Consider the following 24,273-nt stretch of genomic DNA (forward strand, 5'->3'; position numbering starts at 1 on the left):
CACCACCCCAGCGGAAACCTCGAGCCCTCCCCAGACGGTCCTCGAGTCCACCCGCACAGTGCCGCTCCGGTTCGTTTCGTTGGAAACAAACCAAACGACGTCTCGTACGCTAGCCAACCGGGTATGACCCGTCAATGCCGGTGCGGGGGTTGGGGGCTAACACTGTGGTCCGCCCGACCGCAGGTACGGCACCCCCGGGCCACCCTTCGGTAGCGGGCCGCCCGCGAGGTCAGCGGGGGCGGGTGGTCACCGGGAGCCGCTGGACGCCGTACACGCCGCCGGCGTGGAACGGGACCTGGGCGCCCGGCGCGACCCGCAGGTGCTCGAACCGCTCGAACAGCAGGTCCAGCGCGATCCGGCCTTCCAGCCGCGCCAGCGGCGCGCCCAGGCAGAAGTGGATGCCGTGCCCGAAGGCGGCGTGCGTGTTCGGCTTGCGGCGCACGTCGAACCGTTCCGGGTCCGGGAACTCGCGCTCGTCGTGGTTCGCCGACACCACCCACGCCCAGACCAGCGAATCGGCCGGGATCACCGTGCCGGCCACCTCGGCGTCGGCGGTGGTCACCCGGACCACCCGGGGGAACGGCGGCCGCAGCCGCAGGACCTCCTCCAGCAGCGGCTCCACCGCCGACGGGTCGGCCCGGACCCGCTCGTAGCCGCCGGGCGCGTCCTCGAGGCAGAGCAGCACGTTGCCCAGCAGCATGGTGGTGGTGACGTGCCCGGCGAGCAGCAGCAGCGCGGTGAAGTTGCCGACTTCTTCGTCGGTGAGCCGTTCCCCGTCGATCGACGACTCGACCAGCCGGGTCAGCAGGTCCTCGCGGGGCCGGGCACGCCGGTCGCGGATCTGCGCGTTGAGGTACGCCTCCATCTCTTCGATGGCGACGGCGAGCTGCTCGCCGGTGCTCGGGTCGTCGACCTGCAGCGCCATCAGGGCCTCGGCCCAGCGCCGGAACAGCGCGCGGTCCGCCGACGGCACGCCGAGCAGCTCCGCGATGACGATCACCGGCAGCGGGTAGGCCAGGACGTCGACCAGGTCGAACTCCGTCGCGTCCGGCTCGACGGCGGCCAGCAGCTCCCGGGTGACCTCGGTGATCCGGGGCGCCAGGTCCGCGACCACCTTGGGCGTGAACGCCTGGCTGACCAGGCGGCGCAGCTTGCGGTGCTCGGGCGGGTCGATGACGAGCAGGGTGCCGGGCGGTGCCTGGTCGCCCGGTGAGGTCAGGCGGGTCGTGTCCGAAGAGAACAGCTGCGCGTCGGTGCTGACGCGGCGCACGTCGGCGGACCGGAACACGTGCCAGGCGCCGGTTCCGTCCTGCCACACCGGCGTGTCCGCCCGCATCTTCCCGAGCCAGGCGAGCAGGGCGGCCCCGCCGTCCGGGGCGATCTCCGGCGCGGTGGTCAGGTCGGTGGGCACGTCGGTGCCCGGCGCGGTGGTGTCCACGTCGCATTCACTCCCACGGTTCTCAGGCGGTCAGGCGGGCCTCGACGCGGTCCGCGGCCGCCGCCGCGCCCCCGGCGCCGGTGATGTGCTCGCGCATCCGGGCCACGTTCGCGCGGGCGGTCGCGTCCGCGGCCAGGCCGGTGACGGCCGCCCGCAGCGCCTCGGCGGTCACACCGGCCGGGTCGACGCGGACGCCGAGGCCGAGCTCGGTGACCCGGTCGGCGACGATCTCCTGCTCCAGCGTGCGCGGCACGACCACCGGCGGGACGCCGAGCGCGAGCGACTCCATGGTGCTGCCCATCCCCGCGTGCGAAACGAACGCGCTCGCCCGCCGCAGCACGGCCGGCTGCGGCACCCACGGGTGCAGCTCGAAGTTCCGCGGCACCGGGCCCAGCTCGCCGGCCCGGACGAGGCGGCCGATCGTCATGACGACGTGCCACGGCGACCCGGCGAACGCCTCGAGGCAGGCGGTGAAGAACTCGCGCTGGCGGTGGTAGCCGAAGCTGCCCATGGCGATCAGCAGCACCGGCCGGCCGTCGGGCGGGCTCCAGCCGCCCGCGCGGTCGCCAAGGCAGGGCCCCACGAACGCGAACCCGTCGTCGAAGGTGTCGCCGCCGGGCTGGAACTCGCGCGGCAGGAACACGAGCTTGGTGTCCTCGCGGGCTTCCGCGAACTCGGCCGCCGACGTGCCCGGCAGGTGCTCGGCGAGCGCGTCCCCGACCACCGCCGCGGCCTTCGCCAGCGCGGGGTGGTCCGGGTCGGGCGCGGGCACCTTGCCCGCCATCGCGGCGTACGGCGAGAACCGCTCGTTCGCCACGAACGTCGAGCACAGCAGCACGGCCGGGATTTCCCACTTCCGCGCCAGCAGGCGCCCGGTGGGATACCCGAAGGCGTCGTAGAGGAACACGTCGGGACGGTCGTCGCCGAACGCGCCGAGCGCGGCCGGCAGCGGCGCGAACCCTTCCAGCGCCTGCGCGAGCCCGGCCTCGGCGACGACGTCACCGGTGATCTTCTCGGGAATCGCCACGGTGTCCCACGACTTCGGCACGTGCGACTCGTAGGGCAGCACGGTGGCGCCGGTTTCGCGCACGGCGGCGGCGAACTGCCCGGCGACGACGTAGCTGACCCGGTGGCCGCGCCGGACGAGCTCGGCCGCCACCGGCAGCGTCGGGTTGACGTGCCCGTGTGCCGGATAGCTGAGGACGGCGATGTGGCTGCCCGCCTGGGGAGACATGCTTCGAAAGCTAGTCGGGCCCGGCGGCCAGTCAACCATGTCTAGGCGATCCCCTCGGGTCCCGGCGCGAGCCGGGGAAGCCGGATTCACCCTGTGCTACCTGTAGGGATGTCCGATCCGGCGCAGCGGAAGGAAGCGGTCGTGACCCACTTCGTCGAGGTCGAGGCAGTCACCAAGAGCTTCGGCAAGGTCCGCGCGCTCGACGACGTCAGCCTGCAGGTCCCGCGCGGCACCGTGTGCGGGCTGCTGGGCCACAACGGCGCCGGGAAGACCACTTTGGTCAACGTCCTGACCACCCTGGTGGCGCCGACCTCCGGCCGGGCCAGGGTCGCCGGGCTCGACGTGCAGCGCGACGCCGTGGCGCTGCGCAGCCGCATCGGGCTCACCGGCCAGTTCGCGTCGGTGGACGAGCAGCTTTCCGGTTTCCGCAACCTGATCCTGATCGCCCGCCTGCTCGGCGCCTCCACCAAGGCGGCCAAGGCGCGCGCCGACGAGCTGCTGACCGCGTTCGGCCTGCGCGAGGCGGCCGCCCGGCCGGCGAAGACGTACTCCGGCGGCATGCGGCGGCGGCTCGACCTGGCCGCCAGCCTGGTCGGCTACCCCGACGTCATCTTCCTCGACGAGCCGACGACCGGGCTGGACCCGGCCGCCCGGATCGCGATGTGGGAGATCGTGGAGCAGCTCGTGCGCGACGGCTCGACCGTGCTGCTCACCACGCAGATGCTCGACGAAGCCGACCGGCTCGCCGACAAGATCGTCGTGCTCGCGCAGGGCAAGGTGATCGCCGCCGGCACCGCGGCCTCGCTCAAGGCACAGGTCGGCAAGCGCACGGTCACCGTGACGCTGGCCGGCGCGGCCGACTCCGGGCGGGCCGAAGAAGCGGTGCGTCGCGCCGGAATGGTCCCGCGCATGTCCGGAGTGGACGAACAGGCCGGGCTGGTGCTGACCGTCCCGGTCGAGAAGTCCACCGATCTCGCGCGCGTGGTCCGGGTGCTCGACGAAGCCGCGATCGAGCCGGTCGAGCTGGCCCTGGTCGACCCGCGCCTCGACGACGTCTACCTCGCGCTGTCCGCCGGGTCCCGGCCGGACGTCCCCGCAGCCGGCCACCGAGAGGCACTGACGCCATGAGCGCACCGACCGCACTGTCCGCTTCGGACTCCGCCACCGCGCCCCGGCCGGCAGGCGGCCCGTGGCGCGGCACCAGCGTGCCGATGCAGATCCTCATCCTCACCGGCCGCTCGCTGCGGGCGGTCGTGGCCTCCCGGGCGCTCGTGCTGCTGGGGCTGCTGCAGCCGCTGATCGTGCTGATCCTGTTCAGCCAGGTGTTCGCGAGCCTGGCCGGCACCGCCTCCTTCCCGGCGGGGGTGTCCTACATCGACTACCTGATGCCCGCGGTGCTGGTGATGGGCTCGCTTTCGGTGGCGCTGCAGTCGGGCGTCGGCCTGCTCGACGACATGCGCAACGGCGTGGTGGCCCGGTTCCGCACGCTGCCGATCGCGTCGGCGTCGGTGCTGGTGGCGCGCAGCCTCGCCGACGTCGTCCGGCACGCGCTGCAGCTGGCGATCATGCTGGTGCTGGCGGCGACGCTGTTCGGCTTCTCACCGGGCGGCGGCTTCACCGGTGTGCTGTGGGCGTGGCTGATGTGCATCGCGGTCGGCTGGTCGCTGAGCTGGATGTTCATGGCGATCGGCGTCTGGATCACCAACGTCGAGGTGATGCAGGGGGTGACGTCGATGGTGATGTTCCCGCTGATGTTCGCGTCCTCGGCGTACGTCCCGCTCTCGTCGCTGCCGGCGTGGCTGCGCGCGGTGGCGACGGTGAACCCGCTGACGTACTCGGTCGACGCGTCCCGCAACCTGGCGCTGGGCCACCCGGTGGGCACGGGCGGCCTGGCCGCACTGGGCGCGGCGGCCCTGATCGGCTTGACCGGCGCGATCGCCGCGACGCGGGGTTTCCGCCGGTCCGCCTGACTGCTGGGCGTGGCCGCCTTGCCGCGGATTCCCGGCGCGCTCACCGGACCTGGCCGACGCCCCGGGAGCGCCGACCGGCAGGCGAGGTGGTCCGGGTCCGGTTGCGCAGCCACCGCCGGTAGCGGCGCAGGGCACGGCGCTGCAGCAGACTTTCCTTGACCAGGGCGAGCTTCGGGTCGGTGCGCGGTCGCGTCGGGCGGCCCGCGCCCAGGCGTCGCAGCTGCCGTCGGACGCGCGCCATCCCCGCGGCCGAGGCCACGGCCTTGTCTTCGAGGGGGATCGGGGCGAGGTCGACCGCGGCGTCCTGGCCGCGGCGCCACTTGGCCGGCAGGTCGGGATCGACCGCCAGGGCGGTGCCCATCCCGACCAGGTCGATGCCGCCGGCCAGGACCCGTTCAGCGACCGGCCGGCGGACGATGCCGCCGGTCAGCATCAGCGGCAGCGGGCTGGTCCGCGCGAGTTCCTCGGCCAGGGTGAGGAAATAGGCTTCGCGGGCTTGGGTGCGCGCGTCGGCGGCGCGACCGGACATGGCCGGGCTTTCGTAGCTGCCGCCGGAGAGCTCGACGACGTCGACGCCGAGCGGGGCCAGCATCTCGATGACCCGGCCGGCGTCGGCGGCGTCGAAGCCGCCGCGCTGGAAGTCGGCCGAGTTCAGCTTCACCGCGACGGCGAACGCGGGGGACACGCCGTCGCGCACGGCACGCACGACCTCCAGCAGCAGCCGTGCCCGGTTGTCCAGGCTGCCGCCCCACCGGTCGGTGCGGGTGTTGACCAGCGGGGAGAGGAACTGGGAGAGCAGGTAGCCGTGCGCGGCGTGGATCTCGACACCGTCGAACCCGGCTTCCTCGGCGCGACGGGAGGTTTCGGCGAACCGCGGCACGGTCTGCGCGATCTGCTCGGCGGTCATGGCCGTCGGCCGGGCGAGCCGTTTGCTCTGCCTGCCGAGATCGACCTTGATCGCCGACGGGCCCCAGGCGACGCCGGGCATGTCCGCCATGATCTGCCGGCCCGGGTGGTTGATCTGCATCCACACCCGCGAACCACCGCTCTTGGCCGCGCCGGCCCATGCGCGGAACGGCTCGAGGGGCGAGTGTTCGTCCAGGACGATGCCCGCGGGACCGGTGAGCGCTTCGGCGTGCACCATCACGTTTCCGGTGATGATCAGCCCGGTCCGCCCGCGCTCCAGCGGGCATAGAGCCGCCGGATGCGCTCGCCGGGCAGCTGCCCGGCATCGGCCATGTTCTCCTCCATGGCTGCCTTGACGAGCCGGTTCGGGAGGACTGATCCGCCGGCCAAGGGCAGCGGGGTGAACAGCGGCGAAGTCATCGCGGGGTTCCTTCGGTCGATGCGGTATGTTTACAGTGCTCACATGACGGTAGGAGGGGATGTAAGCGGTGTCAACATCCGGTAAGGGTGCTTACCATCACGGCGACCTGCGGGCGACGCTGATGAGGATCGCGATGCGGCTGCTCGAGCAGGGCGAGCCGTTCTCGCTGCGGGCCATCGCCCGGGAGGCGGGCGTCTCGCCGACGGCTCCTTACCGGCACTTCGCCGACCGGGACGCGCTCGAGTCGGCCTTGGCCGCCGAGGGGCTGCGCGACCTGAAGGCCGACCTGCTGCGGAGTGGCGGCCGGCCGGTCACGGTGGCCGATCTGGCCGAGCTGGGTGTCGCCTACGTCGACTTCGCGCTGCGCCGGCCGGCACTGTTCCGGCTGATGTTCGGCAATCCCTGTGACGACACGAGTGATGCCCGTGTCCGCGCCGCGGCCGAGGTGCACGAGCTGCTGGCCGCTGCGGTCTCCGGCGTGTTCCCCGACGCCGACCCGGCCGCGCTGGCCACCGCGGGATGGGGTCTGGTGCACGGTCTGGCCTGCCTGTACCTCGACGGCAAGCTGACCGGCGCGTCGACCGGGGACGTCGCGGATCGGGTGCGTGAATCCTTCGTCGCGATCTTCACGGCCCGGCCTCGCCCACCGTCGTGTTGACAGTGCTTACATCAGCGCCTACCGTGATGTGAGCACCGTAAACATGCATCGCGAGGGAGTGCCGATGTCACCGACCGGCCAGCAGATCCCAGTGGGAACCGGACGAGGTGACCGGTCCGCCGACACGGTCCGGGTCGACCTGGGCGATCGTCTCGTGGCGGTGCCGAAGGGCGGTTTGTACGACCGCTTCCGGATGGCCACCGACCTCGACGAGGTCGCCCGCGATCCACGCGTGCCCGGCGTGGACTTCTTCCGCCGTCTGCCCAAGACGAAGGTCGACTTGCTGATCGGCCCGACCCTGACGCCGAACTTCTACTACCGCATGTCCTCGGCGCGGCTGACCATGCTCGCCCGGTCGCGGGCGATCCGCGGCCGCCTGCCCGGGGAGCTGGCACCGCTGGAGGTCGCGCCGGGGCTCGGCCTGGTTTCGGTGATGTTCTTCCGGTACGACGTGTGCGACATCGACTTCTACACCGAGGCCGCCGTCGGCGTCGCGGTCAGGCCCGCCCGGCACCGAGGGCTCGGGGTCGTGGACCTGCTCGCGGCGTTGAAGAACGACCACCTCGGCTCCTACGTGCTGTCGCTGCCGGTCAGTACCGACATCGCGCAGGTCCGCGGCCACGACGGCTACGGCTTCCCCAAGTGGGTCACCGGCGTCGACGTCGACGTCACCGCCGACCGGACCGCCGCGCGCGTCACCGGCGCCGCCGGCGAGACCGACTTGGCCCTGTCGGTGGCCACCCCGCGCCAGACCCGCCGGCCTTCCGGCGAGCGGGTCTCGACCCTCACCTCCTACACGAGGATCAACGGCGCCTGGCACTCGACGCTGAGCCAGACGAACGTCCTCGCCGCCGGCAGCGTGTCCTTTCCCCGCCACGTCGACCTGACGCTCGGCCGGGGGCGCATGAGCGAGGACCTGCGGTCGCTCGATCCGACCCGGCCCGTCCACCTGGACGTGATCACCGAGGGGCAGCTGGCGCTGCACATGCCGGTCCCGTACTCGGTCGCCGGCGCGTCCTGACGACGTCGGACCACAACTGCGAGGAGGCACGATGATCAGGGTTCTGCAGGTTCTCTCGGCCGCGCGCGTCTGGACGCTCAAGGACGGCACCGAGCACCCGACCGGGTTCTGGGCCGAGGAGTTCGTCGTCCCGTACACGTTGTTCACCGACGCCGGCTGGGAGGTCACGCTCGCCACTCCCGGTGGCCGTGAGCCGGTCGTCGACCAGCTCAGCCTCGGCCTCAAAGGCGGCGTGCTGCCCCACACCGCCAAGAAGCTCAGAGCCGAACTCGACCGGCTCGCCCCCGTTCTCCGGAAGCCGGCGAACCTGTCCGCAATGGATCCCGGCGACTTCGACGTCGTGTTCTACTCCGGCGGCCACGGCCCGATGGAGGACCTCGCCGTGGACGCGACCTCGGGGGCGCTGCTGACCGAGCGGCTGGCTTCCGGCCGCCCCGTGGCGCTGCTGTGCCACGCCCCGGCGGCAGCGCTGGCCGCGGCGAACCCGGACGGCAGCTGGCCGTTCGCCGGGTACACGATGACCGGTCTGTCCAATGTGGAGGAAAGGCTCAACCCGTTCGCGTGGAAAGCCGAGTGGCTGCTGGAGGACCGGCTCAAGGAGGCGGGCGCGAACTACACGGCCGGGCTGCCCCTGAAGTCCAAAGTGGTCGTCGACCGCAACCTCTACACCGGGCAGAACCCCGGCTCTTCGGCCGCGCTCGCTCGCCGCATCATCGCCGACGTCACCGGGCAGGAGTAGCCCGGCCTTCCCGCCCCGCGAACAGAGTCGCGAAGAACGCGGCGACCGATGCGCACCCGCGGGTCGCGACGTCCCGTCCGAAGAGGGCCGCATGATCCCCGGCGGGCGCCGGCCTCACCCGCGGGCGAGAACGGCCTCCAGCGCGTCAGCCGCCGCGGGAGCGCCGCCTGCCTCCTCGATCGCCTTCGCCATCGCCGCCAGCCGGGGCGCCAGCTCCTCGTCCGCCGTCAGCGACTCGACCGTCTCCCGGATCACCGCACCCGTGGCCTCTGTCACCGGGACGTGCCGCCCGAGCCCCAGTTCCGCCACGCGGTGGGCGTTGGCCAGTGTCTCGCCGCTGTGGGAGACCGCCACCACCGGGACCTCGTACCGCAGCGCCTCCAGCACGCTGCCCATCCCCGCCTGGCAGACCAGCACCGCGGCGTGGCGCAGCACCGACGGGTGCGGCATCCACTCGTGCGCCTCCACGTTCGGCGGCAGCTCGCCCAGCGCGGCCAGGTCGGCGCCGCGGCCCAGCGTCAGCACCACGTGCCACCGCGTGCCGCGGAACGCCTCGACGCAGCCGGTGAAGAAGCCGACGTCCTTGCTCATCGACGTGCCCAGCGAGATCAGCACCACCGGCCGTCCGTCGCCCGGTCGGGTCCAGTGGCCTTCCAGTGCCGCGCAGTCCGCCGTGGGCCCGACGAAGACGTACCGCGGCCCGAACGTCTCGCTCCCGTAGTGGAACGCCTGCGGGATGTACACCAGGCGCGGCTCGTCGCCGGCGGCGGCCAGGCTGTCCGTCGCCAGCCGCGGGTCCAGCCCGTACCGCGTCAGCAGCGCCGCGACGCGTCCGCCGAACTCCTCGCCGAAGCGGGCCAGGCGCGGGTCCTGCGTGTCGAAACCGGTGGCGGCCGGGTGGTCGTCCGGTGGCTGCGGCGAGCCGGGGATCTCGTCCTCGTCGTTTTCGATGAAGACGGGACAGCTCTCCACCAGCGGGACGGCCCAGGCTCGGCCCAGCACGCGGGCGGCGTTCGCGCTGATCGTGTCGTGCACGATCAGGCCGGGCCGGTCGCCGGAGAAACGCTCCAGCGCCCGCTCCAGCGGTGCGAAGCCCTCGCGCATGAGGTCGATGATCATCGTGACCGCGTCGTCGGCACTGTCCACTTTGGTCACCGCCGCGGGGAACGCCGACGGGTAGGTCAGGACCTCCGCGGAGCTGTCGCGCAGCAGGTGCGCGAACTGCTCGGCGACGGCGAAGGTGACCCGGTGGCCGCGCTCGGCGAGCGCTTCGACCGGGCCCAGCATCGGGTTGATGTGCCCGACGCCGGGAAAGCTGAAGAAGGCGATGTGCCGACCCTGGGTCATGAGCCGGAGTATGGCGGGAAACCCAGCCCGGAGCCGGTTTCCGGGGCAAGTCTAGGGAAACCGCTACCCGCACTGTCCGTGGTGAAACATCACTTCCGAGTGACTACGAAGGTTGCGGATCCGTGCGCCGCGGTCGACTTTGGTTGCTCCGGATGGGGACTTGCGGCCGTCGAAACCGCGGCCCCCGCCCGGGTCTACTGGAGGTATGACCCTTACCAGTGAGACCACCGACAGCCGGCCGGGCCGCACGCGCCCGGCGTTCGCGCGGACCCCGGTTCTCCTGATCGCGGGAGTCACCGGCGTCCTGCTCTTCGCCGCCAGCCGCAACTACGGGTTCTCCTTCGACGAGGCCTACTTCGTGGTCGCCGGCCGTGACCACCCCGCGTGGGGCTACTTCGACCAGCCGCCGCTGCTGCCGTTCCTCGCGGCCGGGCTGGACCACCTGTTCCCCGGCTCCCTGACGGCGTTGCGGCTGCCCGCCACGCTGGCCGCCGCGGGCGGGATCGTGCTGAGCGCGCTGATCGCCCGCGAGCTGGGCGGCCGCCGCGTCGCGCAGTCCGTCGCCGCCGCGGCCTACGCGATGTCCGGCGCCACGCTGATCTGCCACTACCTGGCGACGTACTCGATCGACCCGTTCTTCTGGTCGCTCATCGGGTGGCTGGTCGTGCGGTGGGCCCGGCAGCGACGCGACGGCGAAGCCGACGACCGGCTGCTGTTCGCCGCCGGGCTCGTCACCGCCGTTTCGCTGCAGACGAAGTTCCTCGTCCCGGCACTGTGGCTGGCGATCGCCGCCTCCTCGCTCGTGTTCGGGCCGCGGGACCTCGTGCGCCGCCCGCTGCTGTGGGCGGGCGCGCTGGTCGCGACGCTGACCACCGTGCCGACGCTGGTCTGGCAGGCCGGCCACGGCTGGCCGTACCTGCGGATGTCCGAGGTCGTCGCGGCCGAGTTCCCCGGCACGGGCGTGTTCCTGCTCGAACTGCTGTCCGGGCCGGGCCTGGTGATCGGCGTGCCGCTGGCGCTGTTCGGCTTCGCGCGGCTGCTCCTCGCCCGCGACCTGCGGCCCTACCGCTTCCTCGGCGTCGCGTTCCTGCTGCTGCTCGTCGCCTACCTGGTGACGTCCGGGCGGTCGTACTACGCCTACAGCCTCTACGCGCCGCTGTTCGCGGCCGGCGCGGTGGGCCTGCAGGACGTCAAGTGGCCCGCCGCCGCCAAGGCGGCCGGCTGGCTGCTGGCGGCGGCGTCGGTCGTCCAGGCGCTGTTCGCGCTGCCGATCTACCCGCGGTCGTGGGCCGAGCGCCTGCCCGACGTGCCGCTGGTTCCGTTGACCGCCAAGGTCTTCGTCCAGTCCGACGGCCAGCTCGGGCAGCTGTCGGACGCCGTCGGGCAGGTCTACCGGTCGCTGCCGCCGCAGCAGCGCGCCCGGACCGCGATCGTGACCGACAGCTACGCGTTCGCCGCCGACCTCCAGCTCTTCGGCGCCGAGCGGGGACTGCCCGCCGTGTACAGCCCGCATCGCGGGTACTACTTCTTCGGGCATCCCGACGAGCGCTGCGACAGCGTCCTGTTCGTCGGCGACCCGAGCCCGGCGGTGGCCGGGGCGTTCGCCCACCGCCAGGACGTCGTGCCGCAGCTGATGACCGTCTTCAGTGGCCGGAAGACCTCCTGGGACGCGTTGTGGCCCCGGCTGCGCACGCAGTGATCAGTTCTTGAGCGGCTCCCACCACGCGCGGTTGTTCCGGTACCAGTCGACGGTGTCGCGCAGGCCGGTGCCGATGTCGACCCGCGGGGCGTAGCCGAGTTCGGTGGAGATCTTCGTGATGTCGACGGAGTAGCGGCGGTCGTGGCCCTTGCGGTCCTCGACCGGCCGGATCGCGGTGTGGTCGCGGCCGGTGACGGCCAGCAGCCGCTCGGTCAGCTCCCGGTTGGTCAGCTCGGCGCCGCCGCCGATGTTGTAGACCTCGCCGGGCCGCCCGCGCTCGGCGACCAGCTGGATGCCGCGGCAGTGGTCGTCCACGTGCAGCCAGTCGCGGACGTTGAGCCCGTCGCCGTACAGCGGCACCTGCAACCCGTCGACGAGGTTGGTGACGAACAACGGGATGACCTTCTCCGGGTACTGGTAGGGCCCGTAGTTGTTGGAGCACCGCGTGATCGACGCGTTGAGCCCGTGGGTGGTGAAGAACGCGCGCACCAGCAGGTCCGAAGCCGCCTTGGACGCCGAGTACGGCGAGTTGGGCGCGACCGGGTGGTCCTCGGGCCACGAGCCTTCGTCGATCGAGCCGTACACCTCGTCGGTGGACACGTGCACGAACCGGCCGGCCTCGCCGTCGAGCGCGGCCTGCAGCAGGGTCTGGGTGCCGAGCACGTTGGTGCGGACGAACTCCGCCGACCCCGCGATCGAACGGTCCACATGCGACTCCGCCGCGAAGTGGACCACCAGGTCGAGGCCCTTCAGCTCCCGCGCGACGAGGTCGGCGTCGCAGATGTCGCCGGCGACCACCCGCAGGCGCTCGTCTTCGGCGACCGGCGCCAGGTTCGCGCGGTTGCCGGCGTAGGTGAACTTGTCGAGCACCACCAGCTCGTCGGGCTCGAAGCCGGGGTAGCGGCCGGACAGCACGGCGCGGACGTAGGCCGAGCCGATGAAGCCGGCGCCGCCGGTGACCAGCATGCGCATGGGAAGGATCCTCCGGGGTTCAGACCGTGGTGAGCGGCCGCGCGCGGCGCGCGAAGTCCATGACGTACTTGCCGTAGCCGGAGCTGCCGATCCGCTCGCCCAGCGCGTAGCAGGCGTCGGCGTCGATGAAGCCCATCCGCAGCGCGATCTCCTCGAGGCAGGCGATCTGCACGCCTTGGCGCGCCTCCAGCGTCTGGACGTACTGGCCGGCGTCGAGCAGCGACTCGTGCGTGCCGGTGTCCAGCCAGGCGAAGCCGCGGCCGAGGTCGACGCAGGTCGCGCGGCCCCGGTCGAGGTAGACGTTGTTGAGGTCGCTGATCTCCAGCTCGCCGCGGGCCGACGGCCGCAGGCCCTTGGCGATCTCGACCACGTCGTTGTCGTAGAAGTACAGGCCGGTGAGCGCCCGGTTCGACTTCGGGTGCGCCGGCTTCTCCTCGATGGAGACCAGGTTGCCGTCGGCGTCGACCTCGCCGATGCCGTGCCGGTGCGGGTCGGAGACCTCGTAGCCGAACAGGACGCAGCCCTTGAGGTCGCGGGTCGCCGCGCGCAGCACGTCGGAGAAACCCTGCCCGTGGAAGATGTTGTCGCCGAGGATGAGCGCCGACGTGTCGTCGCCGACGTGCTCCTCGCCGATGAGGAACGCCTCCGCGAGGCCGTTCGGATGGGCCTGCTCGGCGTAGCCGAGCCGCAGGCCGAGGTGGGACCCGTCGCCGAGCAGCCGCCGGAACGCCGGCAGGTCGTGCGGGGTCGAGATGAGCAGGATCTCGGTGATGCCGGCGAGCATCAGGACCGACAGCGGGTAGTAGATCATCGGCTTGTTGTAGACCGGGACGAGCTGCTTGGAGACGCCGAGGGTGACCGGATGCAGCCGAGAGCCACTGCCGCCGGCGAGGATGATGCCTTTCATGGGGGCCCCACGTTCTCGGTCGGGAAGGTTCGTGACCGGCTCGACCCTAGGGGCGCGACGAGTAGGAGAATCTCCAGTCCTGGCGCCTCAGCGGCGGGCGGGCTTCTGCCGCGTCTCGGTTGTCGGCACATAGGCGGGCAGGTCCGCGGCGATCCGGAAGCCGCCGTCGGGCGTGGGACCGGCTTCCAGGCTGCCGCCGACCAGTTCGACGCGGTGGCGCAGGCTGGACAGGCCGAGCCCGGAGCCGCTGCCGGCCAGCACCGCGTCCGGCGCCCGCCGCGGCGGCGTGTTGACGACCCGGACGGCGACCCCGTCGCGCCGGTACCGCAGCTCCACCCGGATTTCGGCGCCCGCGGCGTGCTTGCGGGCGTTGGTCAGCGCCTCCTGCACGATCCGGTGGACCGTGCGCGCGATGGTCGGGGACATGTGCGCGCGCTCGCCCTCGACGTCCAGCTCCACCGGGATCCCGGCCGCGGCCGACTCCGCGACCAGCGTGGCCGGGTCGGGCACGCTGGTCGCCGAGCCGGCCGCGCCCGCCGGACCGGCCGAGCCGCGCCGCGGGCTCGGGCCCGCCATCCGCTCGGAGAGGTCGGCCGAGGTCGTGTTCAGCACCCCGACCAGGTCGCGCAGCTCGTCGAGGGCCATCGCGCCACGGGCGCGGATCTCCTCGGCCGCCTTGCGGACCTCCGGGTCGGCGGAGCTGACGCCCAGCGCGCCGGCGTGCAGGACCATCAGGCTCAGCCCGTGGGTGAGCACGTCGTGCATCTCCGCGGCGAGGCGGCGGCGTTCCTCGGCCCGTGCCTGCTCGGCCATCAGGTGCTGCTCGCGCTCGGCCCGCTCGGCGCGGTCGCGCAGCTCCTGCAGCAGCTGCTTGCGCGCGTCCAGGTACAGCACGACGACCGGCGGGCCGATCGTGCTGAGCAGGCCGACCGGGGTGATCGTCCAGCTCGGCGCCCACGGCTCGCTCCCGATGATCGCCAGCGCGGCGATGATGGCGAACGCCGTGCGCGGGCTCTCCAGGCGGACCAGGTAGATCACGATGACCGACGTGACGCGGGGCAGGATGAGCGGGCTGGCCGGGTCCACGGGGGACAGCAGCCCGGGGGCGAGCCCGTCGGCCAGCACGGTCGCGAAGGCCACGGCCATCGCGATGCCGGCGACCGTCTTCGGGAAGCGCCGCACCCCGAGCACCGAGACGTCGACCACCAGTTGCAGGACCAGGTCGGCGCGGGGGCCCGCCCAGCCGGTGGTGGGCTGGCTGTTGAGGCAGATCGCGACGTCGAGCAGGCCGAAGATCACCACGAGGCTCAGCAGGGTGGCCAGTTCGTGCTTGGCCCCGAAGCGGCCGCCGAGCCGCTCACTCAGCGTGGCCCGCGGACCTGGGGTGACGTGCGACACGGGCACCACGTTAGCTTCCGGCCCCACCGCCCGGCGGCCGGTCGGCGCTTCCCGCGCCGGACAAGCGACGAAAGTTGCCCGCCCGCGGCCGCGGCGACAACTTTCGTTGGTCGGCATTCACCCCCTCGGCCCACCTGCAACAAGGACCACCTCAAGTCTTGGTTAAATGTCCAGTTTCAACGGCCGGGGAATGCTACAAGTGTGTCACCCGTCCGGGTGGTGGCCTTCGCTGACAGCGAGCGTCGCTCCTGGTACGGTCACCTGTTAGTGGAGGAAGTGGCGCATATCGGGCGCCGGCGGCCCCTTTCCGCGGGCCGGCGGTGTCAATACTGTTCGGACAGTCAGATCCTTCGGCGGCTCTGGGGGCTGCGCGAAAGGCCCGGTTTTGCCGGGCTCGCAGGAAAGGTCGATGCGGCATGTCGGATCCTGCTCCGCAGCCGGTCCGCACCGGGGATTCGGACGCGCTGTCCCGGTGGGCGGCGCAGGCGTGGACGGAGTCCGCGCAGGCCGTGCTGGTCGACGGGACGCCCGGTGGCGGCGTCCGGGCCCTGCTGAGCGCGTTCGAAAGCTCCGGAACTGGCCAAACCGCGAATATTGTTCGCCTTTCCGGGAGGAATGGGGCCGCGTACCCCGAGTTCCACGCGCTCGCGGAACTGTTCGCCGGTGCCGCCGATCCGTCCGGGGATATCCGCCGAGCCCTGGAATTGCCCGCCGGAAACGGTTCGGCGTTGCACCGGAAATTTCGCACTTTGCGGTTTTTGCTGTTGTCGGGATTGTTGCGGGAAAAGAACCTCGTCATTGTGGTCGAAGAAGCACAGTGGTGTGACGAGTCGTCGTTGCGGTTCTTCGACTTCCTGCTGCGCTGCGGCCGCGGGGAACGCTTTCTCCTGGTGCTGTGCCGCCGTCCCGAAGAGCCCGGCACCGGCTCGTGGGCGCTGGGGCAGATCGGCGCGCAGGACCGGTGTCACCGCTGGGAAGTGACGGCCGCGAGCCCGGTCGACGCGCTGGCCGCGTTGCCCGCGCAGGCACGGACGGTGGCCACCGCGGTCGCCGTGCTCGATGATCAGGACGTGGCGCGGGTGGCCGCTTTGTGTGGATTGCCCGCGGGCCCGGTGCGGATCGCGATCATCAGAATGCGGCGGGAAAATCTGTTCACCGGAAGCGTGCTCGACCGGTCGGTCCGATCCCGGCTGCTCGCGGAAACCCCGGCCGACGAACTGGCCTGCCTGCATTTACGCGCGGCGAGGGTGCTCAACGACGACGCCCGCCCGGCCGCGGAAGTGGCCCCGCACCTGGGCGCGCTGCCGCGGCTGGAGGAGAGCTGGATGCTCGACCTGGCCCTGGAGGCGGCAGCGGCGGCGAAAACGGGCGGAAACCCCGAGGCGGCGGTGACGCACCTGACCCGAGCGGCGGCCACCGAGCCATCCCGCTTGGACGTGCGCCTGGCCCTGGCGGCGGCCCACCTGAGCACGAACCCCCAGGCGGCGATGGCGGAACTGACCAGGGCGGCGGCACACGCGGAGGACGAGCGCGACCACTGCGCACTGGCGGCGCTGTACGCACTGGCGGCCACGGCTGCGGGCACTTCGGAGGCGGGTGGCGCGGCTGCGGCAGAGGGCCGGGCGGCGGCCGCGGCCGGCGGCGCGGCTTCTGCGCAGGGCGGTGGCGCGGCCGCGACGCCGGGTGGCCGGTCCGCCCCGGCGAATGGCGCAGCCATCCCGCTCAGCGATCCTTCTCCGCTACCCGCCTCTCTCGGCGACCTCGTCGACCGGCTCGCCGCCGGATCACCCGCCGTGCCGGTGGCCGCCCTCGCCGCGGCCGCCGCGACCCGGGATGCCGCCCGTAGCCTGCTCCGCGACCGTGCCGTGGCCGCCCCGCGCGGCTCCGTCCGGCGTGCCGATGCGCGCGACCTCGCGCAGCGGGCTCTCGGGCTCGCGCTCGCCGGGCGCAGCGTCGAGGTCGCCGCCGCTTGTGCGCGGGCCGTTGTCCGGCTGCCCGTTGCCGCCGCCTCCAGTGCCGATCTGCTCGCCGCCGGGCGGACCCTGCGGCTCGTCGACGATCTGCCGAACGCCGTGCGGGCGCTCGACCAAGCCGTCGCCGAGGCCGTCGTGAGCGGTGACCGGGCCGCGCTCGGGCGGGCGCTCGCCGCCCGCTACTGCGCCCTGCGGGAGAGCGGTGACCGTGACGGCGCGCTCGCCGACGTCCGTGTCGCCGCGCTCGCCGGCGCCGGGGAACGGCCCGGCGTCACCGTCCGCGGCGCGCTCGCGATCGCTCTGCGCGACGACGACCAGCTCACCGCCGCCGAGCACATGCTGCGCGCCGTGCGCCCGCACGAACTCGACGACGCACCCGAGGAACGGCCCCTCTGGCTGCTCGGCCTCGCGCGGATCAGGGCCCTGCGCTCCGACGTCGACGGCGCACTCGAACTGCTCCGCGAAGCCGGCCGGTACCAGGAGACCGGCGGCGTCGGCAACCCCGTCTTCGCGCCGTGGTGGTTCACCGCCACGCTCCTGCTCGCCGGCACCGGACGGCACCGGGAAGCCGCCGCGTACGCCGAACGCGGGCACGATCTCGCCACGGGCTGGCCGACCGGGACGGCCCGCGGCCTCGTGCTGCTCGGGCGGGGCGTGGCCGCCTCGGGGACGCGGGCGGTGGAACTGCTCGCGGACGCGGGCCGGGTACTGGCCGCTTCGCCGTGCCGCGTCGAGTACGCGCGCGCCGAATACCTGCTGGGCAAGGCGTTGACCGGTGTCGGCGACCGCAAGACCGCGCGCCAGCACCTGCGCCAGGCCGCGTTGCTGTCGGCCTGCTCGGGCTGGCGCTCGATCGGCGCGCTCGCGCGGGAGCTGCTGGAGGAGTCGGGCGGCCGGCTGCGCCGGCCCCGCGCCGACGTGCTGACCCTCCGCGAACGCGAGGTGGCCGAGCTGGTCGCGGGCGGGGCGAGCAACCGCGACGTCGCGGGCGCGCTCTTCGTCTCGCCGCGGACCGTCGAGCTGCACCTGACCAACGTCTACCGGAAGCTGACCGTGGACAGCCGCGCCGAACTGGCCGCGGCGCTGCGGGGCAGCCGTCCGGCGGGGACGCCGAAGAGGACCGATGGGCTCGCCGGATAGGGAAGACGGCCAGGTGATCGCCACGCGGACGGCGCCGGGTGCCGCCGGGCTGCCGCACCAGCGCGGCGTCCCCCTGCCCGCGCTCGCCGAGCGCGACGAGGAGTGCGCGCTGCTGACCGGAATGCTCCACGACCTGCCCGAGGGACACTCGGCGGTCGTGACGGTCACCGGCGCGCCCGGCTGCGGCCGCAGCGCGCTGCTGGCGGCCGTCGCGGCGGCGGCCCGGGCGGCGCGGCTGCGCGTCGCACACGTGCCGTGCTGCCCGTCCGACCCCGCCGAGCCCTTCACCGTGCTGCAGCAGGTTTTCACCGGGCTCGGCGTCGCACTCCCGCCGGAGGCGACCGGGCCGGTGCCGCCGGACGAGCGCGTCCTCGGCGCGCTGTGCCGCGACCTGCACACCGCGCTGGACACGCGGCCGCTCGTGCTGGTCGTCGACGACCTGCACTGGGCCGACACCCCGTCCCGCGCCTGGCTGCACGAGCTCGCCGGGCGGCAGGCCGGGGCACCGGTGCTGCTGGTCGTCAGCCAGGTCAGCGGGCTGGACACCTGGCGTCCCCCGGCGACGGCGGCCGCGCACGCGATCCGGCTGCGCCCGCTCGGCGACGCCGCCGTGGCCGGCCTGGTCCGCGAGCAGCTGGGCGCGGAGGCCGGCGAGCGGCTGGTCGGGCACGCCGTGCGCGGCAGCGGCGGCAACCCGGCGGTGCTCGCCGAAGCACTGCAGCGGCTGCGCCTGGAACCCGGCGGCCCGGAGCTGTTTCCCCGGATCGCGAGTGAGCGCTTGCTGCGTCTGCTCGACGGCCTGCCTGCCGAGCTCACCGCCGTGCTCCGCGCGCTCGCGGTGTGCCCGGCGGGGTTCGGGCCGGCGTTGCTGGCTGAACTGGCCGGCTGCCCGCCGGAGCGGCTGGGCGATGCGCTCGCCCGGCTGCGGGCGCTGGGGCTGGCCGACGGGTTCGGCGGGCTGACCGAGCCGGACGTCGGCCAGCGGGTGCTCGGCGGGATGTCCGAAGTGGACCGTGACGCGTTCTTCGCCCGCGCGGCCAAGCTGGGCTACGACCACGGGGTCGCGAACGCGGCCGTCGCGGCGATCCTGCGGCGCACCCGGGTGGTCGGCGAGCCGTGGGCGGTGGAGGTGCTCGTCGCGGCCGCCCGGATCGGCCGGGGCGAGGAAGTGACCGCGTTGCTCAAGCGGGCGCTGCAGGAGCCGCTCGATCCGGCGCGGCGCGCGGCCGTGCTGCTCGACCTCGGGGCCGCGGAGCTGCTCGTCGACCCCGACGCCGGTGACCGGCACCTCGCCCAGGTGCTGTCCGAAGTGGACGGTGGGGGCCTCGGCGAACACCGGCTGGCGGCCGCGGACCTGCTCGTCGCGCGGGGCGGGCTGCCCGGGCGCACGCTCGTGGCCGCCTTCCGCCGCCCGGACGTCTCGGCGGCCGAGCGCGGCGCCCTGCTCGGGCTGTACTGGCTGGCCGACGGCGACCCGCACGACCGGTCGGAGGTCGGTGGCTACGGCATGCCGCCGCTGCCCGAGCGGCCGGCGGACCCGGCGCAGGCCGCCGTCGCCGCGGTCCTGCTCGCCCGCCGTGGCCTGCGGCCCGCCCGGGTGCGCGGGCTCGCGCGAGCCGCACTGGCCCAGCCGGTGGCCGAGGCGTGCTCGCTGACCATGCGGGCCGCGGCGGTCCGGGCACTGACCCTCACCGGGGACCTCGCCGAGGCGGACGCGCACGGCGAAGACGTCCTCGCGCGGGCGCGCCGCCAGGGCTTCCGCATGCTGATCGCCCGCGCCCTCGCCGAGCGGGCCGAACGGCACCTCGCGGCGGGACGGCTCACCGCCGCCGCAGCCGACCTGGCCGACGCGCACGAGCTCGTGCCGCCCCGGCACTGGCACCCGATGCTGCGCGCGAGGGTGATCGGGACCGAGGCGATGGTGCACGTGGCAGCCGGCCGCGCCGACCTCGCCCGCCGCGCGCTCGACCGGGACGCCACCGAGCCGGGACGCGGGCTCGGCGGCGCGTTCCTGCTGTACGCCCAGGGACTGGTGCTGCTGGAAGAAGGCCGCCGGGAAGCGGCACTCGCCCGGCTGCGCGAGTGCGGACGGCGGCTTTCCGCGCGCGGCTGGGCCAACCCGGAGCTGCTGCCGTGGCGCTCGGCCGCGGCGAAGTGCCTGGTGGCGGCGGGGGAGCGGGACGACGCCCGCCGGTTGCTGGCGGAGGAGCTGGCCGCGGCGAAGGAGTGGGGCACCCGCTCCGCGGTGGGTGGCGCGCACCTGGCGGCGGCGCTGGCCCTCGGCCCCGGCGACCCCGGCCACGCGGAACACCTGAAGCAGGCGGTCGAGTTGCTGCGCGGCACCGGAAGCGACCTGCGCTACGCGACGGCGCTGGCGGAGTCGGCGGGGGTCGGGGACCACCTCGCGGAAGCGGCGGCACTGGCGGCCCGCCACGGCTGGCGGAGAGTCCGAACGCGACTGGACGAGCTGACCGGCCGTCCGGCGGAAGATCCGCGGCACGGGCTGTCCGAGGCCCAGCGCCGGGTGGCGAACCTGGCGGCGGCCGGAGTGTCCAACGCGGACATAGCGGCGGCGCTGGAGGTGACGCGGCGCACGGTGGAACTGCACCTGACCAACGTGTACCGCAAGCTGGGCATCGACGGCAGGCGGCAGCTCGCCGGGGCACTGGCCGCCCGGGAGGGGTCCCTCTCCGGCGAGGAGGTCCGGCCGTGACCCTGCCGGAACGCGAGGAAGACCTGCGCCGCCTGCGGGACGCCATCGCGGCCGCCGGGGCGGGGCAGGGTTCCGTCACCGTCGTCACCGGGCAGCTCGGCGCCGGGAAAACCGCACTGCTCAAGGAAATCCGCGACACTGCCGGCTCCGGGACACGGCTGCTCACCGCCTCGGCGAGCCGGTCCGAACAGGACTTCGACTTCGGCGTCGCCTGCCAGCTGCTCGAACCGCTGGTCGCCGAGGCGGGTCCGGCCGATGCGGACCGGTGGTTCGCCGGCGACGCGGCCGCCGCCCGGTGGCTGTTCCCCGGCGTCGCCGGCTGGCCCGGCTGGCGCGGTGAGCAGGCCGAGGTGCTGACCACGCACGGCCTGCTGAGCCTGCTCGCCCGGATCGCCGCCGACCGGCCGCTCGCCGTGCTCGTCGACGACCTGCAGGACGCCGACCGCCAGTCGCTGACCTGGCTGCGGCAGTGCGCGCGGCGGATCGACGAGCTGCCCTGCGCGCTCGTCGGCACCGTCCGCGAGGGCGACCCGGGCGCCGACCGGCCCGCGATCCGCGAGCTGTGGCAGCTGGCGAAGACCCGGATCCGGCCGGCGAACCTGTCCGAAGCGGGTGTCCGCGAACTGCTCGGCGGCGACGCGCGGGCCGCCGCCTGCCACGCGGCCAGCGCCGGGAATCCCTTGTACCTCACCGAAGTCCTGCGGGACGGCCACTCGCGCGACGCCGGGCCCTCCTTGCTGCAGGAACGGCTTTCCGCGCAGCTCGCCGCGCTGCCGCCGCACGTGGGCGCCTGCGCCGAGGCGATCGCGGTGCTCGGCGAACACGCGCAGCCCTGGCTGATCGAGCACCTCACCGGCGGTGACTCGGTGGCCGTCGCGGAGGCTGTGCGGATCCTCCGGCGGCTGGGGATCCTCGGCCCGGCGTCGCCGCCGCGGTTCGCCGCGCCCGTCGTCCGGACGGCGATCGAGGCGTCGATGAGCGCGCACGAGGACCGGCGGCTGCGGGTGCGCGCGGCGACCGCGTTCCACGACGCCGGGTTCGCCGCGGAGACGGTCGCGGCCCAGCTGCTCGAACTGCCCGCGCCGTCGCCGTCGCTCTGGATGGCGGAGGAGCTGCGCACCGCCGCCGACGCGGCCACCCGGCGCGGCGAGCCCGAGACGGCCGCGCGGTACCTGCGCCGCGCCCTGCTCGACCTGCCGCCCGACTGTCCCGAACGCGGCTGGCGGCTGGTGGACCTGGCGCTCACCGAAGCCGTCTTCGACCTGCCCGCGGCGATCCGGCACCTGACGCAGGCGATCGGGCTGCTGCCGACCCCGCGCGAGCGGGCCGAGGCGGTGACCCTGCTGCCGCTGTCGGCGTTCCTGCGCCCGGAGGCGGCCGTCCTGACCGGCCGCGTCAGCCAGGCCGACACCGGCGCGCAGACCGGGCTCTGGCTGGAGGCGCGGATCCGGCTGACCCGGTGCGACGATCCCGCGTCGCTCATGAGCGCGCTCGTGCGGCTCCGCGAGCTGGGCCCGGAGCCGCCGATCCGGACGCTCGCCGAGCGCGAGCTGCTGGCGGTGCTGCTCTACGCGGCCACGCTGACCGCCGGGACGTCCGCGGACACCGTGGCGGAGCTGGCCGGCGAGCTGCTGCGCTGCGCGCCCGCGTCGTCCGCGGAACTGGCGGGTACCGCGCCGCTGCTCATCCTGGCCGCGCTCACCGCGGGCGCGATCGGCCCGACGTCGTCGTGGCTGGACAGCGCGATCGGCGAAGCGAGCGGCCGCGGACCGGTTCGGCTGGCCTCGCTGACCGGGGGCCGCGCCGCGGTGCTGGCCCACTCCGGGCAGCTCACCCGCGCCAGGGCCACGGCCGCGGAGGCGCTCGAGTTCATCGGCGGCGACCTGGCCGAGGCGTCCGCGCCGCTGGTGCTGTGCCTGGTGTCGGTCGCGGTGATCACGCGCGACGAGCGCCTGGCGGCGACGGTGCTCGGCCACTACGACGAGCCGGCGCTGGAGCGGGCCGGCCTGGCGATCCGGGCGGCGGTGCTGATGCTGCGCGGCGCGGTGACGGCGGTCGAGGACCCCCGCGGCGCGCTGGCGCGGTTCCTCGACTGCGGGGCGGTCCTGCACCGCGCGGGCTGGCGCAACCCGGCGGTGTTCCCGTGGCGCACGTGGAGCGCCTGGCTCCAGCGGCGGCTCGGCGACCACGTCTCGGCCGCGGAGCTGATCGACGAGGAGGTCCGCTGCGCCCGGCAGTGGGGCGCACCGGTGGCGCTCGGGCGCGCGCTGCGGATCCAGGCGTCCCTGCATTCGGGCGCCGAGGCCGACCGCATGGTGACGGAGTCGATCGCGGTCTCCCGGGCCTCGGAGGACCGGCTGGAGCAGGTGCGCGCGCTGCTGGCGGAGGGCGCGTCGCTGAGCGGCGCGGAGGCGGCCGACCGGTTCCGCGAGGCCCGCCGGCTGGCGGAGGGCTGCGGCGCACCGTGGCTCACCGGCCGGACGGCGGAGAACACGAGCGGCCCCGGCACCGGCCCGGGCCGGGCCACGGCCCCGGCGCTCAGCGAGGCGGAGGGCCGGGTGGTCGGGTACGTCCTCAACGGCCTGACCAACGGCGAGATCGCGGCGGAGATCAACGTGAGCCGCCGCGCGGTGGAGAAGCACCTGACGAGCTGCTACCGGAAACTGGGCATTTCGGGCCGCGCGGAACTGGCCGCGGTGTTCGGCGCGTGGGGCTTCGGGTCGCGCAGCGGGGTGTAGGTGCCGGGAAGTGCCCGGGCCGGACGGGCTTCGCGGGCGGCGCAGGCTCGCGCATGGGGCAGGTCACGCGGCGGGTGCGGGGCGGTGCCCGGTGCCGGAGCCGGGCATCGCAGGCTGAGCCGGCTCGCGCAGTGCGGTTTCGGGGCCGCGCGCCTGGGCGGCCGAACGCGCCTGGGCGGCCGAAGAGGTGCCGGGCATCCCAAGCGCAGCGCCGTCCGGGTCAGCCGGAGAGACCGGCCTCGTGGGCCAGGAGCCCGGCCTGGGTGCGGTTGGCGCAGCCCAGCTTGGTCAGCATCCGGGACACGTAGCTCTTCACCGTCGCTTCGGACAGGTGCAGCTTGGCCGCGATCGCCGCGTTCGACATGCCCTCGCCCAGGCAGATCAGCATGTCCAGCTCGCGGTCGGTGAGGTCGGACGTGCGCTCGCGCGCCTCCTGTGAGCGCTCGTGCTCGCCCGCCGAGGCGGAGACCATCCGGCGGGCCGCTTCCTTCGACAGCACCGTGTGCCCGTCGGCCGCGACGCGCACCAGGCCGATCAGGTCCTCGGGCGGTGTCGACTTGAGCAGGAAGCCCGACGCCCCCGCGCGCAGGGCCTTGAGGACGTAGCTGTCCGAGTCGAACGTCGTGAGCGCCACGAGGGCGGGCGGGTCGGGCAGCTTGACGATCCGCTCGATCGCGGTCAGCCCGTCCACCCCGGGCATCCGCAGGTCCATCAGCATGACGTCGGGCCGGAAGCGTCCCGCGGCCTCGACCGCCTCGGCGCCGTCCTGCGCCTGCCCGACGATGTCGATGTCCGCCGCGGAGGTCAGCACGGTTCGCAGGTGCGCGAGCACCATCGGCTCGTCGTCGACGATCACCAGGCGGATCGTCTTGTCGGCGTTCGCTTCGGGGGCCACACCCCGCAGTATCGCACTGCCGGGGAACCCGCCGCGCGCAGTGATCCCGATCATGCCGTGTCACAGACACCGGCCGGCCGGTGTCTTGATGCCGACCGACCAAG

18 protein-coding genes are annotated in these 24,273 nt (G+C 73.8%); 9 read left to right on the forward strand and 9 right to left on the reverse strand.

The window, feature by feature from the left end:
* Window positions 1-229: 229 nt before the first annotated feature.
* Together BT341_RS19665 and BT341_RS19670 are read right to left on the reverse strand one after the other, a co-directional pair.
* Window positions 230-1,336 carry a cytochrome P450 gene (locus tag BT341_RS19665; protein ID WP_084743237.1) on the reverse strand — a complete coding sequence of 369 codons (1,107 nt, stop codon included), beginning with the start codon at window positions 1,334-1,336 and terminating at the stop codon, window positions 230-232.
* Window positions 1,337-1,460: 124 nt separating this feature from the next.
* Window positions 1,461-2,672, reverse strand: a complete 1,212-nt coding sequence (locus BT341_RS19670) for a macrolide family glycosyltransferase (protein WP_072477689.1) — start codon at window positions 2,670-2,672, stop codon at window positions 1,461-1,463.
* Window positions 2,673-2,813: 141 nt separating this feature from the next.
* Here BT341_RS19670 and BT341_RS19675 point away from each other — a divergent pair, with 141 nt between their 5' ends.
* Together BT341_RS19675 and BT341_RS19680 are read left to right on the forward strand one after the other, a co-directional pair.
* Window positions 2,814-3,800, forward strand: a complete 987-nt coding sequence (locus BT341_RS19675) for an ATP-binding cassette domain-containing protein (RefSeq protein WP_245805030.1) — start codon at window positions 2,814-2,816, stop codon at window positions 3,798-3,800.
* Entirely contained in the window at window positions 3,797-4,642 is an 846-nt protein-coding gene (locus BT341_RS19680; protein WP_072477691.1) for an ABC transporter permease, read from the forward strand. Before BT341_RS19675 ends, BT341_RS19680 begins: the two co-directional genes overlap by 4 nt.
* 40 nt (window positions 4,643-4,682) lie before the next feature.
* On the opposite strand, the gene BT341_RS19685 is transcribed toward BT341_RS19680, so the two are convergent.
* Together BT341_RS19685 and BT341_RS46555 are read right to left on the reverse strand one after the other, a co-directional pair.
* Complete coding sequence (locus tag BT341_RS19685) at window positions 4,683-5,786, reverse strand: oxidoreductase (RefSeq protein ID WP_245805031.1); 1,104 nt, start codon at window positions 5,784-5,786, stop codon at window positions 4,683-4,685.
* Between the two features lie 17 nt (window positions 5,787-5,803).
* Window positions 5,804-5,968 (reverse strand): hypothetical protein, encoded by a 165-nt coding sequence (locus tag BT341_RS46555; protein ID WP_245805032.1) that lies wholly within the window; start codon window positions 5,966-5,968, stop codon window positions 5,804-5,806.
* Between the two features lie 122 nt (window positions 5,969-6,090).
* On the opposite strand from BT341_RS46555, the gene BT341_RS19690 reads away from it, so the two are divergent.
* The 3 genes from BT341_RS19690 to BT341_RS19700 all read left to right on the forward strand — a co-directional run bounded on the left by BT341_RS19690 (window position 6,091) and on the right by BT341_RS19700 (window position 8,387).
* Entirely contained in the window at window positions 6,091-6,627 is a 537-nt protein-coding gene (locus tag BT341_RS19690; protein WP_245805033.1) for a TetR/AcrR family transcriptional regulator, read from the forward strand.
* A gap of 64 nt (window positions 6,628-6,691) precedes the next feature.
* Window positions 6,692-7,648: an acetoacetate decarboxylase family protein gene (locus BT341_RS19695; protein ID WP_072477693.1), complete on the forward strand. Its 957-nt coding sequence runs from the start codon at window positions 6,692-6,694 to the stop codon at window positions 7,646-7,648.
* Window positions 7,649-7,679: 31 nt separating this feature from the next.
* Window positions 7,680-8,387, forward strand: a complete 708-nt coding sequence (locus tag BT341_RS19700) for a type 1 glutamine amidotransferase domain-containing protein (protein WP_072477694.1) — start codon at window positions 7,680-7,682, stop codon at window positions 8,385-8,387.
* A gap of 114 nt (window positions 8,388-8,501) precedes the next feature.
* On the opposite strand, the gene BT341_RS19705 is transcribed toward BT341_RS19700, so the two are convergent.
* Window positions 8,502-9,734 carry a macrolide family glycosyltransferase gene (locus BT341_RS19705; protein WP_072477695.1) on the reverse strand — a complete coding sequence of 411 codons (1,233 nt, stop codon included), beginning with the start codon at window positions 9,732-9,734 and terminating at the stop codon, window positions 8,502-8,504.
* Between the two features lie 205 nt (window positions 9,735-9,939).
* Here BT341_RS19705 and BT341_RS19710 point away from each other — a divergent pair, with 205 nt between their 5' ends.
* Window positions 9,940-11,433 carry an ArnT family glycosyltransferase gene (locus tag BT341_RS19710; RefSeq protein WP_072477696.1) on the forward strand — a complete coding sequence of 498 codons (1,494 nt, stop codon included), beginning with the start codon at window positions 9,940-9,942 and terminating at the stop codon, window positions 11,431-11,433.
* Here BT341_RS19710 and rfbB read toward each other — a convergent pair whose 3' ends face one another.
* The 3 genes from rfbB to BT341_RS19725 form a co-directional block, all read right to left on the reverse strand.
* Window positions 11,434-12,405, reverse strand: coding sequence for a dTDP-glucose 4,6-dehydratase (rfbB, locus tag BT341_RS19715; RefSeq protein WP_072477697.1), 972 nt, complete (start codon window positions 12,403-12,405; stop codon window positions 11,434-11,436).
* Between the two features lie 19 nt (window positions 12,406-12,424).
* Entirely contained in the window at window positions 12,425-13,312 is an 888-nt protein-coding gene (gene rfbA, locus BT341_RS19720; protein WP_072477698.1) for a glucose-1-phosphate thymidylyltransferase RfbA, read from the reverse strand.
* Between the two features lie 87 nt (window positions 13,313-13,399).
* Window positions 13,400-14,710, reverse strand: a complete 1,311-nt coding sequence (locus tag BT341_RS19725) for a sensor histidine kinase (protein WP_245805034.1) — start codon at window positions 14,708-14,710, stop codon at window positions 13,400-13,402.
* Window positions 14,711-15,126: 416 nt separating this feature from the next.
* Between BT341_RS19725 and BT341_RS19730 the strand changes: the two genes are divergently transcribed.
* From BT341_RS19730 to BT341_RS19740, 3 genes are read left to right on the forward strand one after another with little or no spacing between them, the layout of a single operon-like run.
* Complete coding sequence (locus BT341_RS19730) at window positions 15,127-17,823, forward strand: helix-turn-helix domain-containing protein (protein WP_143168600.1); 2,697 nt, start codon at window positions 15,127-15,129, stop codon at window positions 17,821-17,823.
* Window positions 17,807-20,536, forward strand: coding sequence for an AAA family ATPase (locus BT341_RS19735; protein ID WP_084742938.1), 2,730 nt, complete (start codon window positions 17,807-17,809; stop codon window positions 20,534-20,536). The genes BT341_RS19730 and BT341_RS19735 overlap by 17 nt, the downstream gene beginning before the upstream one ends.
* A complete protein-coding gene (locus BT341_RS19740) occupies window positions 20,533-23,274 on the forward strand; it encodes an AAA family ATPase (protein ID WP_084742939.1) in 2,742 nt (913 codons plus the stop codon). Before BT341_RS19735 ends, BT341_RS19740 begins: the two co-directional genes overlap by 4 nt.
* 220 nt (window positions 23,275-23,494) lie before the next feature.
* Here the strand turns inward: BT341_RS19740 and BT341_RS19745 are convergent, their stop codons facing one another.
* The gene (locus BT341_RS19745; protein ID WP_281255998.1) at window positions 23,495-24,169 is read right to left on the reverse strand and encodes a response regulator; all 675 of its coding nucleotides are present in this window, start codon (window positions 24,167-24,169) and stop codon (window positions 23,495-23,497) included.
* Window positions 24,170-24,273 lie beyond the last annotated feature (104 nt).

Source organism: Amycolatopsis australiensis (assembly GCF_900119165.1).
In the GTDB taxonomy this organism is placed as follows: domain Bacteria; phylum Actinomycetota; class Actinomycetes; order Mycobacteriales; family Pseudonocardiaceae; genus Amycolatopsis; species Amycolatopsis australiensis.

Bases quoted from the DNA above. Each gene is read 5' to 3' on its own strand.
- BT341_RS19665 (WP_084743237.1), bottom strand. From the start codon at position 1,336: ATGCGGGCGGACACGCCGGTGTGGCAGGACGGAACCGGCGCCTGGCAC.
- BT341_RS19670 (WP_072477689.1), bottom strand. From the start codon at position 2,672: ATGTCTCCCCAGGCGGGCAGCCACATCGCCGTCCTCAGCTATCCGGCA.
- BT341_RS19680 (WP_072477691.1), top strand. From the start codon at position 3,797: ATGAGCGCACCGACCGCACTGTCCGCTTCGGACTCCGCCACCGCGCCC.
- BT341_RS19685 (WP_245805031.1), bottom strand. From the start codon at position 5,786: ATGGTGCACGCCGAAGCGCTCACCGGTCCCGCGGGCATCGTCCTGGAC.
- BT341_RS46555 (WP_245805032.1), bottom strand. From the start codon at position 5,968: ATGACTTCGCCGCTGTTCACCCCGCTGCCCTTGGCCGGCGGATCAGTC.
- BT341_RS19690 (WP_245805033.1), top strand. From the start codon at position 6,091: ATGAGGATCGCGATGCGGCTGCTCGAGCAGGGCGAGCCGTTCTCGCTG.
- BT341_RS19695 (WP_072477693.1), top strand. From the start codon at position 6,692: ATGTCACCGACCGGCCAGCAGATCCCAGTGGGAACCGGACGAGGTGAC.
- BT341_RS19700 (WP_072477694.1), top strand. From the start codon at position 7,680: ATGATCAGGGTTCTGCAGGTTCTCTCGGCCGCGCGCGTCTGGACGCTC.
- BT341_RS19705 (WP_072477695.1), bottom strand. From the start codon at position 9,734: ATGACCCAGGGTCGGCACATCGCCTTCTTCAGCTTTCCCGGCGTCGGG.
- BT341_RS19710 (WP_072477696.1), top strand. From the start codon at position 9,940: ATGACCCTTACCAGTGAGACCACCGACAGCCGGCCGGGCCGCACGCGC.
- rfbB (WP_072477697.1), bottom strand. From the start codon at position 12,405: ATGCGCATGCTGGTCACCGGCGGCGCCGGCTTCATCGGCTCGGCCTAC.
- rfbA (WP_072477698.1), bottom strand. From the start codon at position 13,312: ATGAAAGGCATCATCCTCGCCGGCGGCAGTGGCTCTCGGCTGCATCCG.
- BT341_RS19730 (WP_143168600.1), top strand. From the start codon at position 15,127: ATGTCGGATCCTGCTCCGCAGCCGGTCCGCACCGGGGATTCGGACGCG.
- BT341_RS19735 (WP_084742938.1), top strand. From the start codon at position 17,807: ATGGGCTCGCCGGATAGGGAAGACGGCCAGGTGATCGCCACGCGGACG.